Genomic DNA, 12,779 nt, shown 5'->3' with positions numbered 1-12,779 from the left:
TCCGTCATTCGCAGCGGTCGGGTATTCGACCATCGTCGAAGACCGGGCCGAAGCTGCGCGCCAGCGCCGCGTCCAGGTCCTCCATGGTGACCGGCAGGCCCAGATCGACAAGGCTGGTGACGCCATGATCGCGGATGCCGCACGGGATGATTCCCCCGAAATGGCTCAGGTCCGGCTCGACGTTGATCGAGATGCCGTGAAAGCTGACCCAGCGACGTAGCTTGACGCCGATGGCGGCGATCTTGTCCTCGGCGGGCTGGCCATCGGGGCCGGTACCTTTCTCGGGGCGGGCCACCCAGACGCCGACACGGCCGTCGCGTATTTCGCCGGTGACGTTGAACTCGGCCAAGGTGTCGATCACCCAGCGTTCGAGCTGGCGCACGAAGCAGCGCACGTCGCGCCCGCGCCGGTTGAGGTCGAGCATGACGTAAACGATGCGCTGGCCGGGGCCGTGATAGGTATATTGCCCGCCGCGACCGGCCTCATAGACGGGGAAGCGGTCGGGATCGACCAGATCCTCGCGCCGGGCCGAGGTGCCGGCGGTATAGAGCGGCGGGTGCTCGAGCAGCCAGATTGCCTCATCCGCCGTGCCAGCGGCGATGGCGGCCACGCGCGCCTCCATGAAGGCCAATGCCTCTTCATAGGGAACGGGGGTGTCGGAACGGATCCACTCGACCATATGCGCCTCCGGTGTCAGGCCTTCTGGGTTAGGGGAAGAGCCGCGCGCGCTCAAGGCAATTACGCTGCAAGCCTTTGCCTGCAAGGGCTGCGCGCGGGGCGCGAAAGAATTTCCGCCAAGAGCGAAAAATCCGCTTTTCATCGGCGAAAGCCTCGGCTAATACCCCGCCACACCAGCCAAGACAGTGCGGTCGTGGCGGAATTGGTAGACGCGCAGCGTTGAGGTCGCTGTGGGGTAACTCCCGTGGAAGTTCGAGTCTTCTCGACCGCACCATTTTTCTTCGAAAAATAGAAGAAAAACATAATGTTATAGGTTTCTACAGGAAGCCTATCCCCCAAAATATCCCCAAGACTATGTTAGGCGTTCATTCGCGTGGAAGCAGCTCTGCAGCAGCTCCAGAAAAGCGTTGCTTATCAAGGGGATTCCGGGATTGATTCGCAGCGTTCTGGGGTGCGTAGGCGCCGACCAGAGCATCTTCAGCATTGATTCCATCGCAAACTCGGGACGTGTGATTTGTTCGCTTTCAAGCCAGCAGTTAGAGCAAGTTCTTGGTGAAGAGACCACGACAGGCTCACATCAGAACAGATAACATTTGGCAGCGCGGACATCCGGGCGTGGTTGGTTGAGTTCGCACGAATTGCTGGTCAGCATCTGTTCGGGTTTCCCTCCGAACTAGGGTGCGAAACGGTCTTGTCGGATTTCTGGCATTTGCTCCGAATTTCTGCCTCGCTCGGGGACTATTCGGAGGCAGGTTTAGCAGCGCTTGACTGCGTTTGGCGGTTGGAGTACCCAAGGATCAGCATCAAGAGTTGGGCTGACGTCCACGCCAACCTGCCGAGACCCGGCAAGGTGGTTCCCGAAAGGGGATGCGGCCGATGGGCAACCAAGGGGTCGTAGGTTACGTCGTCAGCCCTCCTCGCCACAGCGACGGAGGGTTTTTCATTGGGTAGCGCGGCAGAGCTTTTTGCGGCTTACGAGGCGACCGACTACGTGATCATGAGCGAGCCGCCCTGCGTTGCTCAGGTCGGCGTCTGCGATGATCGGATCGACAAACTGCTGCGTAACCATGGCGCAACGACCGGGGAAGTTCTGACCGCCTGGAACCCAGAAAGCCAGCTATGCAGCCTAGCCGAGAACGACGCGGTGCAGCGCCGCCTTGAGGTGAAGCTCGAGGCGATGAAGGTCCAATACCTCGATGCCGAGGGGCGGCGCAGAGATGGCACATGTCGCGCGGAGCGTAGCTTTTGCTGCCTCGGTCTATCCCTCGATACCGCGTTCGAACTGGCGCGCGCATTTGGCCAGAGCGCATTTCTCTGCTTCGAAATCGGCAAGCCCCCATTCATCGCGCTGACGCGTTGAACGATTAACCTCAACTACGGGCATTTGAACTTCAGATTGTGCGCCCAGCCATCCTGGCAAAAGCACTAAAGAGAGGACAACGACATGTTCGAGACTTCGCTATTCACCTCCGAGAGCGTTTCGGCTGGACATCCGGACAAGATCTGCGACCAGATCTCCGATGCGATCTTGGATGCCTGCCTCGCTCAGGATCCCGGGTCGCGCGTCGCCGTCGAGACTGCGATTAAAGGCCATCGGCTCTTTCTGCTCGGAGAGATCTCGACCGAGGCGCGGATCGACGCCGAGGCGATCGCCCGGCACGTTCTAGCGCAGATCGGCTACGGTGATCCGACCTGGGGGCTGGATCTCGATCGGCTCGAGATCCAGTCCGAGCTTTCGGTACAGTCCCCGGAAATCGCAGCGGGCGTCGGGCGTGACGACAGCGGGGCAGGGGACCAGGGGCTGATGTTCGGCTACGCCACCGCAGAGACCCCGAACGCCATGCCGCTGCCGATCGCGCTCGCCCATGCGCTGATGCGCCGCCATGACGTCCTCCGTCGCGGATCGCTCTGCCATGCGCTCGGACCCGACGCGAAAGCCCAGGTCACCGTGGCGCGCGACAGGGGACGCGTTCTGGGGATCACCGACGTCGTCCTGTCGAGCCAGCACGCACTGGACCTACGGCTCGAAGACTTGCGGGAGCTTATGCGCGAAGAGGTCGTCCGACCGACGCTAGGCGATCTCTGGAACGATCAGATTCGCCTGCATCTCAATCCAGCAGGCAGCTTCATCCATGGCGGACCCGCTGCGGATGCCGGGCTCACCGGGCGCAAGATCATCGTCGATACTTATGGCGGCGCTGCACGGCATGGCGGCGGGGCCTTCTCGGGCAAGGACGCCACCAAGGTCGATCGCTCGGCCGCCTACGCCGCGCGCCAGCTCGCGCGCGACGTCATTACGCGGGGATGGGCGCGTAGTTGCGAGGTGCAGATCGCCTATGCGATCGGCCGCGCTGCTCCCGTGAGCCTCGCCATCGATGCGGAGGGCGCGATCTCGGCGCGCGAGATCCTCGGGCGCTACGCCGAGGAGGGCATCGATCTCGAGGCGGCCTTTAAGCCGCAGGCGATCATTCACCGGCTCGGCTTGCGGCGACCGATCTTCGCGCCCACGGCCGTCTTCGGTCATTTCGGGAGAGACGATCTGCCCTGGGAAGCGCCGCTCCGCGCGGGGGAGAGACTTGCCGAGCCGCTTGAAGGGGGGCGCGCGCCCATCGAGCAGTCGTCCGTCGACATGGAGGCCTGAGCGATGTTTACCTTTCGACCCGATGATCCGAGCGATGACTTCGTGGCCTGCTTCACCGCCGCTGGCGAACATCTCGCGTCGTGCCTGCCGCCCGGGTTCCCCTACTGGCTCAAGCGGACGGTGACGCCGCCCTTCCTCGAGCATCTATCGTTCCGGCTCGGCAACCAGCTGTTCTTCATCCGCCTCGAGGATGTCGACAGACGTCTTGCCATGCCGGGGGATCGTTCGCTGCTCGATCGCATCTCCACCGGCTCGCAGGGTCATGCCTGCTTGATGCCGATGCGTCGGGGCGCGGCTGGCTGGCGTCCCGACCTGCCGGGATGGGGGCTCGTCGATGCCTATACCGGTTTGCCGGTCGATCCGCCGGCGCTCGTGAGCGACGCGCTGATCGAGATGACGGATTGGGAGTTGCACAGCATGGCGGTTCAGGTCGTCCAGATGCAGCTCGCCGCTGAGTGCGGGGTGACCAGCCTGACCGTTCAGGTCGATCCGAAAATCGATCCGTCGATCTGGTTCGAAGGTTCCAAGGGGCGCTCCTGGATCGTGTTGCGTGCGAGCCGGGACCTGGAGCCGTTTCCGGCTCGGCCGTCCCATATCCTCGAAATGGTGCGGAGCCCGGCGTTGAGGGGGACGCATGGGTTTTTTGTGGGGGTGCGGCTTTCCGCCGTCGAGCAGGGGTCATCTGCGCAGGCGTCAGGTGCCGCGCGGCCACTCTGGCGCGGTCACGCGCTGCAAGCGGCCTGGACCGGGCTTCAGCCAGCGTATCTGCAGTGATCTGCTGCTCTCATACATCGAGATCATAAGGACCATTTCTATGACCGGCTTCACTCGTCGTGACTGCGTGAAAATCATCCTCGCTTTGGGCCTTCTGCCCTTGGCTTCAGTTCCCTCGGACGCGGAGGCCATACCCGAGACTCTCGCGACTGCATCCGAGCTTCTGCGGCGAGAGCCGCTCCGGTTCGGCGTCAAGGCGGACGGCGATCTCTGGCTTCTGAACTACGAGCCCTCGAGGGATCGCTACACGGCTTATGACGTGGAACCCGAGGAAATCGCCGAGGGAGAATTGCTTTGGGATCTGCTCGATCGCATCGAAGAATTGCGAGGGTATGTCTACAACTTCTCGCAGGAGTTAGAGGACGAGGGTCGCTGGCTCGATGACTGGGGTACGGACGAGGTCCACGAATTCCTGTCCACATTGCGCCCTGAGGAGGACGTAAAGCTTCGCCGAGAACTGCATGCGTGGTTCACGCAAGAGGTCAGCTACGAGGAGGAGGGCGGCAACGATATCGCGCGTCCGATTGATGGGCGAAGGTTCGCCTTCGAATTTTTCGCATACAGTGTCGATGGGGACTTACTCGACGCGCTCGACATCGGCCTCATCGAAGGAGATCAACCAGGGAGCAACTATCGAGGGGCCGAGCTGAATGGCTCCGTCGAAAACGCTCTGCGCGTCGTGCGTGGGCGAGATCTCCCGTTCATTTTCGAGAGAATGGAGGGTTGATCTCGGTCCTAAAGTGCTTCCCTTCAATCCCATGAATGGATCGCACCATATAAATCTGGAATTAAACACCTAGGACAACGAAAGAAGCCGCGTCTCAAAATGATTGGCGAAGTGCATAAAGCCCGTGGCTTCTGTGGCTGGAGCTCGTGCTCTCCATGCCAATAGCTTGCCCGAGCCTTGAGGTTCGGCGACATACTCTATGTTGTTCTTCGGAATTAGGTCTGGACGCCATCCGCTTATTTTAAAGACAAGAATCCAGTTGTCTTCCAGAAAAGCATTTGCTTTCCAGAGTTGCGACAAATCAAAGGTTCTAACTCTGTCGACGAGTTGACCGTATGTGTGATGACTTCTGTCGTTTATACAGGTGACTACCAACGAAGTTGAGTGGAAATTAATGAGAATGGATGGGCGTACCGATATCTTAAAGACGGATCCCTGAGTGCGGCGAAGTTCGGCAAGATTCCTTAAGTCTTTTTCGAAGAAGGAGATCGAGCCTGGATAATACCGGTTGACCCAGGTACTACGCCACGCGTTTCGGCCATATCCTAAATAAAGGAGGTTCTTCCGGCAAAATGCGTGAGGGGAGCTATATGCTGCGTCTAGCGAGGACGTGGGCGCCAAGGTGAGGGAGCAAAATTTTTGCTGATCTTGGTTCTTTTTTTCGTAATCTGCTACCAGGCTTTTATAATCGAATTGTTCTTTCACTTGTTCCTCGAGTTTCAGGAATTATCTGTCAGAGGAGTCGAGGCTAGACTTTTCAGTCCATTATGAGCGAGCTTGTGGATGGTGACATCTTGTCCACAAATATCGCGCGCCAAGTCGACCACATGTTCATGGTGGGTGAAGTAGAGAGCTTGTCCTTGCGAGGCGATCTCGCGAAGGAGGCTGAGCGCCGCGGCCGTTCGCTTGTTGTCAAATGTTTCCATGATGTCGTCGGCGACGAAGGGGAGGGTTGTGCCTCCAGAGGCGTACTGCCGGTACCCCGCGAGACGGAGCGCAAGATAGAGCTGGAATCGCGTTCCTTTGGACATCTCTGCAACGGTAATTGACCGGCCATCACGATTTCTGAGTGCGAGAAGAATTTCTTTCTGGCCGTCTGCCTGCGTTCGAAGATCCTGGTAAGCCCCAGCAGTCAGCTTGCGAAACGCCACTTCCGTGTCGGCGAGCATATTGCTGCGATGCTCCTCGCGAAACGCCACCAGCGCCTGCTCTGCCGCCAGGATGCCAAGCCGGAGCCTCAGCGCTATTTGGGCGTGGTCTTCAATGTCGACGAGCAGGATTTGGCGCCGTTCTTCGAGCCGGGCCGCAGCATCGTCACCGCCAATCTTTTCAAGCGCATCACGCGCTGAGCGGAGATCGCCCACCTTCGTCGCGTAATCTTCTTCGGCGTTTCCGATCTCAGCTTCGAGGCCATCAAGTTGCGCCTTAAGTTCAATCGCGTCCTGATCGGCTAGAAGCGCTTCCGCAGCCTCGAGATCTGCGACGCCAAGACGCATGAGGATGCGTTTGCGCAGTTCATCGGAAGTTTTCCGCAGGGCGGTTGCCTTGTCTGAAATTTCGAGTGCGTCGATCAGTTCATCGAGCGAGCCGATTTCGCATACACCCTCGAAAGAACGGGCTAGATCATCCGTGCGGGACTTGACCGCAGCGAGGTCTCGCTCCGTGGCTTTGACATCCGCCTCCGCCATCTCGATCTGTGAGCAGAGTGCCTCGAATGATTTCTGAGCCGTTTCGGCACGCTCGAGGCGTCTGCGGAGGCGCTCGGCAAGCACGAGAGGCGCGAAGTCATGGGAGTCGTCGACGCGCACAGCAAGCGCTTCTATCGCCTCCGAAAAGCTCTGGAGATCCTGTTGCATGGCTCGAATGCGCCGCTCGAGCTGATCGTGTTCGGTTAGTTTCAAGGCGAGCTTGGCAAGAGAAGACCGCTTCCAGTGAAAGTCGTCCAGGTTGCGAAGAGCATCTGGCACTGACTGGGCTCCTTGGGTCCACGCCTTCTCAAGGGCTGACACTATTTCCGTCAGCCGATTGACCTCAGAGGTGCGCTCGTTGACCTGCGTTTCGGCCGTAGAGATCGCCCGGCGCCGGGCTTCTGCGTCCGCCTGTGTTTTTGCGGTGCGCGTGATCGCATCGCGGGCACGCCTTGTGAGCTCCTGTAGCTCAAGGGCTTCCTCTGAGAGCCCCAACGCCGCGCTTATCTTCTGCGCAGCCTCGCCGAGGTCTTGAACGGCCTCTGCCCGAAGCTTCGTCTTCATCTCAAGATCATTTCGGCGATCGAGAGTGTCGACCAGCGCGGTCTGCCAACCTGGCAAGTCGCGCGCATCGTAAGTCTTCGGCAACCCTAGGCTCTCATGGAGGGCTTGGATCCTGGCCGCGTCAAGTTGACCTGCCGCTTCGATTTCCTCGAGATCGCGTTCACGCGTCGTAAGCGCGCCTTTTGCCTCGGCCGCATCGAGTTGAAGCTCTCGCAGGCGTGCGAGCCTCTCTGCAAAGCCAAGGCGCGCCTCTTGATAGGCATCGTCCTCAGACATCGCCGTCTGAAAGCGCTCAGCTGTCTGCTTGCTCAGTTGCTCGAAGTGCTCTTGCCAAAGAGCATCGCGCGCAGCCCGAGAGTCCTTTGCTTCAGCGTCAACGGTCGCGGCCGCGTCTTTTGCGAACTCATCGAGCCGCGCCGCCAGGCGCGCATGGTCTTCCTGGGCCCGCTTGAGCTCCTTCGTCGCGGCTTCGTGCGCCTCGAGATGTTTGCTCCATGTCTCGGCGATCCGCTTCGCCTCCGCCTCAGTCAGTTCGAGCTGGTCGAGTGTCACGTTCTCCGCGGACCAAGGCCTGAGGTTTTTGAAGGCTTTCTCGAATGCCTTCTCTGCCGTCGAAACATCATCACTTGCCTTCTCGTAGCGAGAAATCAGCGCCTCTGGTTGGAGTCCCCTGAGAAGCGCTTCGATATCCGCGCTCGGCTTTGGCGGCTCCGTCTTCGGCATCTCGGCGAGCAGTTCCTCGAGGCGCTTTCTCGCTTTTCTTTCTTCGTCACGCGCAGATGCCAGGAGCTTGATCTGATCGACGTGGTCGGAAGCTATCGCATCGAGCTGATCGCGCTTTGGCTCCGGAATGCGGCCTTCTTCGACCGAGCCAAGGCCAAGATCAGCGGCAAGATTGGAGAGGTTAATGGAGATCTCTTCGAGCTCGATCTTGCGTTTGGGCAGGTCCTCTTCTGCAGTCTGTGCCCGGGATTTCGGCACGTCCAGGAGCACGGAAAGTTCTTCGACAATCGCGATCATAGCTGGATCGAGCTCCAGTTCTTCTTGCGATTTTCTGGAGCTGTCGAGCCGGAGGGTCTGCTCTCCAAGCTTCGTCTGCGCTTCTACGGCTTTGAGTTTGAGCCCTGTCGCTTCCTGCAGTGCCTCAGGGGAATGGAGCGGATAGGCTTCGACACCCGTCAAATCGGCGCCCACGCCATCCAGCTCTCGTTTGAGCGGGAGACTCTCGATCACGGCCTCGATACGCGCGTGCTTTTGGAGGAGCTCATTACGGGTCGCCTTTGACTGGTTCAGGCGTTTCTCTGCGCCGTCACGCTCGTCCTTAAGACGCCGGAACATACTCGCCGGGACATCGAGTTCCCGAATTTTGCCTTGTAGGTCCAGAAGCGCTTTCTTGGCCTCGGCGAGTTCTGACTTGCGCGCCTTGGCCTTATGAAACTGATCCACTTCGGCGTGGGCAGTCTCCAAAACAGAGCCGAGATCCGACAGGCCGGCGGCTGCCGAGAACAGCAGCTCGCCGAGGTTTCCCTGGCTCGCGAGGATGTCTTCGCCACCTGCCTCAATGGTTTCGTCATCGAGTGAAAACATGGCGCGGTACTGATCGCGATCGATCCCGTCGAGCGCGTGTTGCAAATGCGTGGGATTGAGCGCGTCGCCTGATGGCGAGATGAGATCGCCCTTGTTTCGCTTGATGCGGACGAGTTCGACCGGAGCACTGTCAATCTCGAGAACACCACCCACTCGCATGTTCTCGTAGTCATGCAGGAAGTTGTACTTGCTGCGCGATGGAATGCCGAAGAGCAAGTCGAGATAGCCCTCGAAGGCCGTCGTCTTGCCGGCTTCATTCGGGCCGAAGATGATATGGAGATCCGGCTTCCCTTCATCGCGGGGGCCAAAATCCAACGTGAAATCCGTGAAGTGGCCAAACCGAGTCAGATCGAGTCTGCGCAATCTCATGATGCCATTCCCTGTTCGCCTGCCATCATGCGTGCAACGATGTCTTCGATCCCCTCTTGTAGAAGCTGCCGGAGCAGATCGAACTGCGCTTCCTCGGTTTCACCGAAGGCGCTCCTCAGTTCGGGGGGGAGCGCCGAGATCAACTCTTCCGCATCACGTTTCGCGCGCATCAGAAAGGCCTCGTCCTGAGCCAGGGTTTCCATCAAGGCGCTCAGTTCTTTGCGCGGGTCTTCGCCCTGACTTTGCTGCAACGGTGGGGCAAGGCGATGGACGATCTTGTCAATCCATACCGAACCTTTGGCGTGTGCGAGGTTAGACACCTGCTCCAACAAAAGGTCACCGTCGCGGCGCAGACGCCACGCCAACGGCGTTTGCCCAATGAGTTCGAGGCGCAACACTGTGTGATCTGAAAGGGACATCGCAGCCGATGCGATCGTGGCCTCGATGCACGCCAAGGCATCGCGCCAGTCTTCTACACCGTCGAGAGCAACCTCTCGGCGAAGGAACTCGACCGACGAGGTTACGCGCTCCTCCAGCCTGACAGTTTCTTCATCAATCGTCACGAGCGTGACCGACTTCGTGCCGGCTTCCCCGATGTCGCGGCCCTGCGGCATGCCCGGCATGACAATGAAGGGCGCCTCGCTGTGCACAGTCCGAATGTGCACGTGGCCCAAGGCCCAGTAGTCAAACCCATGTGCTTTTAGCTCGTTCACGCTACAGGGCGCATAAGTGTCATGGCCGGTCGCCCCCGCAAGGCTCGTGTGCAGGAGGCCGATGTTGAACTGTCCCGGAACCGGCGGTTTATACTTCGGTAGAAGGCTTTCAGGCGCCTGGGGTTTCGCGAAGCTCACACCATGGATTGTGACAGCCTTTTCGGAGATCTCGACACTTCCACCGTGGCCCGTGAAGACATGCACGTTCGGGGGAAGTTCCAGTTCGCGCGTCAAGACACTTTCGGCGTCGTGATTTCCGCGGATCATAAAAACACGGATGCCGGCCTCGTTCAGTCGTTCCATTTCGCTAACGAGGAAGGCGGCAGTTTTCATGCTGCGCATGTCGCCGTCATAGAGATCGCCAGCGATCAACAGAGCGTCGACCTGCTCTTCAAAGCATAGATCGACGATGCGCTCGAGCGCGCGGCGGGTCGCGTTGCCGACAAGGTCCGAGAGGTTTTCGTCTTTCAGCGCAAGGCTTTTCAGTGGGGCATCAAGGTGCAGGTCAGCCGTGTGTATAAATCGAAACATTGGTACCGAAGGAAGAAATGGAAAAGGTTCGCGGCGCAAGATCAACAGCTAGGCGGCGGATCCGCCACTCGAGACTAGCCTCTCCACTTCAGCGACATCGTCCTCGGAAGGCAAGAATTTCTTCCAGCCATCCGGGTCGTCCGCGTTATAGAACCACCCAGGGTTCATGCTGGATGTGATCTGCGTGATCTTCGTTTGGAACCAACCGTCGGTGCCCTCGATGAACCATCGATCGTCGCTGGTTCTGACGACCGGATCTCGATCCCAGAGCAGAATATGGTCCACGTAGGGAGCTACGTCTTTCTTCTCTTCAGTGCACATCACTGACGCTCCTTATGATCCTGTTTGGGAAGTTGCGCGTTCTCGTGTCCGCTCAAGTGCTGCAGCGAGAGGGTCTCCTGAGCGGGATCCATTTGGTACGACACCAGTGGCCCGGTCTTCCCGGCCGAATAATCGAGGCAGAGCGCGTTGGGTGCCTGAAGTTCGGGGTCTCCGGTCAACCAATAGTGCCCGAAGAAGACGGGCTTTGCGCCCTGCGGGTAGCTCCGGTCCAGAATGTCCTTAGGTGGGGGGGCTGTGGGAAGGTCAGACAGGTCGGGTACCGAGGCGGCGATCTCGGCCCAACTCGTCGCGTTCTGGGCCCACCAGCGTATGCGAACCTGGTCTCGCCAGGTCCCATCCTTGTCATGAAACCCCCAGCCCCCCGGGAGAGGATATTCGGGACCCTTCGTGGCCGTTTCCACGAGGTCGAATAGCTGGGTCGTCGGGTCTGCTGCGGCGATAAACTGATCGTCGTTCAGGATGCCGTTCGGGGTGTGCGCTCTGAGTTCGGAGATCCGTGCCTCGTCCCAACAGGCGTGGACCACGCGAAAGGTGTCGAACTCCAAGAACAGCGGAAGCGATTTCATCCAGGCAATCAGGTCTCGGGTCCCTGCGCCGCCGAGGGGGAATTCGTTCAGGAAGCTTTGGTGCTGGAGGGAGTTCTTCTTCGAACGTGGCCGGAGGCCGTCGCCCGTACGTGGATCGGTCATATGATAGTGGATGGCGTTCAGTTCGTGATTGCCCATGATGGCCCGCGCCGTTCCCGCGTCCAGCATCCTGCGTACGATGTCGATGACTTCGCCATTCTTGGGGCCGCGATCGATAAAGTCGCCGAGAAAAACGCAGATCCGGTCCGGGTCGGGATGTCTCCATGCGCGGGACCTTTCCCGGTACCCGAGGGCGCTGAGGCGTTGGCGCAGCTTGTCTGCCTGACCGTGAATGTCTGGAATGATGTCGTGCATCGTCTCTTTACTCATCCTAATAGCAGAACGGACTGATCGAGTTCTGTGCATGTCTCGGTATGAGCTGCGCGATCGCGACAGTTTCGCGGGAGGGAAGCGCCGCGAGACGCGCCTCATGCGCGTAAATAGTGGAGAAGAACCGACACTGGATCGCGCCCACCGTTGCTTTACAGCTCATCAAGCTTCAGTCTCCAAAATACTCGGGCGGCCAAAAGAACGCTCGAGACTCTTGCCTAGCCTCTCGTATGCGTTCAATAAAATACCTCTTTTCGCTTGCAGATTCAGTACTGTCGAAGATTTTTTTGACACTCAAAGATTCGCGTCTATCAATAAGATAACTGAAATATTTTTCATTTGATATTTTGTATTTTGCCGGTCCAAATCTGAATAAAGTCTCGATACCATCGAGCAACTTGTCGCCGTCTATTTCCTTTACGTCGTAAGTGCTCAGCGCGAAATCTATGTATCTATTTAAATCTTCGACTTTTCTTCGAAGCTCTCCGCGCCAGCGCCTCATATACAGGCGTTGATCATTTCGATCCGCCACCTTTTCATATGCCTCATTGGCGATTTTTTTCGCCCTGTCGCTATATCCCCGGCTTCGGTGAATTTTCTGGCGTCTCAACTCCTCTTCGAAGTGAATTAACACATCGGCGGGAAGGTCCCACTCAGACCCCTTGAGAATTCCCCCTGCAGCACAGTCCGGCAACTCGACAACCACATCTCCACCAAGACTCTTCAAAACTGCACGCGATCCACCGCACGAACAGAAAATATAATGTTTTGGTCCCGAAGGGGCCTGAATCTCGAGACTCACTTTGGTGAGGTCACTGAATGACACGCGCCCAGAAGATGAACGTACGATTTGAAGGATCTCGGAATAGTTCAATTTCGTTACCTCACATGCTTAATTTTTCTCGTCTCAGGAAGACCATGCCCTACACCCAACTAGTTTCTGCCACTTTGGGTGCCACTGCCATATTCGGACCCGCCGAGAGATCGCGTTGCCGAAAGTACACGTGGCTACTAACAGGGGAGCCCGGCTCTCGAACTGGAGAGTTGACTATTTCACCCTTAGATAGGCTTGTAACGCGCGAATGCGGCGCACAAGCTCAACTTCGCTGATGCCAAGTTGTCGAGCTTGCGTTTCCCTTACCCGTTGAGCCCGTTCTGAACGATTTATGCAAACCGAGTTTCTCTCAGCCGGCATAACTCGCAGATCTG

General features: G+C 58.5%; 10 protein-coding genes, 1 tRNA gene and 1 riboswitch. Of the genes, 5 read left to right on the top strand and 6 right to left on the bottom strand.

Annotated elements, in window-relative coordinates:
- Positions 1–4: 4 nt before the first annotated feature.
- On the bottom strand, positions 5–679 hold the full coding sequence (gene lipB / locus LZA78_RS03920; RefSeq protein ID WP_233675635.1) for a lipoyl(octanoyl) transferase LipB: 675 nt from the start codon (positions 677–679) through the stop codon (positions 5–7).
- A gap of 186 nt (positions 680–865) precedes the next feature.
- On the opposite strand from lipB, the gene LZA78_RS03915 reads away from it, so the two are divergent.
- The 5 genes from LZA78_RS03915 (at position 866) to LZA78_RS03895 (ending at position 4,820) form a co-directional block, all read left to right on the top strand.
- Positions 866–952: transfer RNA gene (locus LZA78_RS03915), tRNA-Leu, on the top strand.
- A gap of 521 nt (positions 953–1,473) precedes the next feature.
- Positions 1,474–1,576: riboswitch (SAM-I-IV-variant riboswitch) on the top strand.
- Positions 1,577–1,675: 99 nt separating this feature from the next.
- Positions 1,676–2,038 carry a DUF3293 domain-containing protein gene (locus tag LZA78_RS03910; protein ID WP_233675634.1) on the top strand — a complete coding sequence of 121 codons (363 nt, stop codon included), beginning with the start codon at positions 1,676–1,678 and terminating at the stop codon, positions 2,036–2,038.
- A gap of 84 nt (positions 2,039–2,122) precedes the next feature.
- Positions 2,123–3,319, top strand: coding sequence for a methionine adenosyltransferase (gene metK / locus LZA78_RS03905; protein WP_233675633.1), 1,197 nt, complete (start codon positions 2,123–2,125; stop codon positions 3,317–3,319).
- A 3-nt stretch (positions 3,320–3,322) separates the two neighbouring features.
- Positions 3,323–4,093 carry a DUF8840 domain-containing protein gene (locus tag LZA78_RS03900; protein WP_233675632.1) on the top strand — a complete coding sequence of 257 codons (771 nt, stop codon included), beginning with the start codon at positions 3,323–3,325 and terminating at the stop codon, positions 4,091–4,093.
- A 40-nt stretch (positions 4,094–4,133) separates the two neighbouring features.
- The gene (locus LZA78_RS03895; protein ID WP_233675631.1) at positions 4,134–4,820 is read left to right on the top strand and encodes a hypothetical protein; all 687 of its coding nucleotides are present in this window, start codon (positions 4,134–4,136) and stop codon (positions 4,818–4,820) included.
- Positions 4,821–5,539: 719 nt separating this feature from the next.
- Here LZA78_RS03895 and LZA78_RS03890 read toward each other — a convergent pair.
- The 5 genes from LZA78_RS03890 to LZA78_RS03870 all read right to left on the bottom strand — a co-directional run bounded on the left by LZA78_RS03890 (position 5,540) and on the right by LZA78_RS03870 (position 12,444).
- The gene (locus tag LZA78_RS03890; protein ID WP_233675630.1) at positions 5,540–9,022 is read right to left on the bottom strand and encodes an AAA family ATPase; all 3,483 of its coding nucleotides are present in this window, start codon (positions 9,020–9,022) and stop codon (positions 5,540–5,542) included.
- A gap of 2 nt (positions 9,023–9,024) precedes the next feature.
- A complete protein-coding gene (locus LZA78_RS03885) occupies positions 9,025–10,272 on the bottom strand; it encodes a metallophosphoesterase family protein (RefSeq protein WP_233675629.1) in 1,248 nt (415 codons plus the stop codon).
- 48 nt (positions 10,273–10,320) lie between these two features.
- Positions 10,321–10,593: a hypothetical protein gene (locus LZA78_RS03880; protein ID WP_233675628.1), complete on the bottom strand. Its 273-nt coding sequence runs from the start codon at positions 10,591–10,593 to the stop codon at positions 10,321–10,323.
- The gene (locus LZA78_RS03875) at positions 10,593–11,570 is read right to left on the bottom strand and encodes a metallophosphoesterase (protein ID WP_233675627.1); all 978 of its coding nucleotides are present in this window, start codon (positions 11,568–11,570) and stop codon (positions 10,593–10,595) included. The genes LZA78_RS03880 and LZA78_RS03875 overlap by 1 nt, the downstream gene beginning before the upstream one ends.
- 169 nt (positions 11,571–11,739) lie before the next feature.
- Complete coding sequence (locus LZA78_RS03870) at positions 11,740–12,444, bottom strand: hypothetical protein (protein ID WP_233675626.1); 705 nt, start codon at positions 12,442–12,444, stop codon at positions 11,740–11,742.
- Between the last annotated feature and the right edge of the window lie 335 nt (positions 12,445–12,779).

The sequence above is a fragment of the Rhodobacter flavimaris genome (assembly GCF_021378075.1).
In the GTDB taxonomy this organism is placed as follows: Bacteria; Pseudomonadota; Alphaproteobacteria; order Rhodobacterales; family Rhodobacteraceae; genus Rhodobacter; species Rhodobacter flavimaris.
The sequence above is the reverse complement of the archived record's forward strand: the minus strand, read 5'-3'. Positions and strand labels throughout refer to the sequence as shown.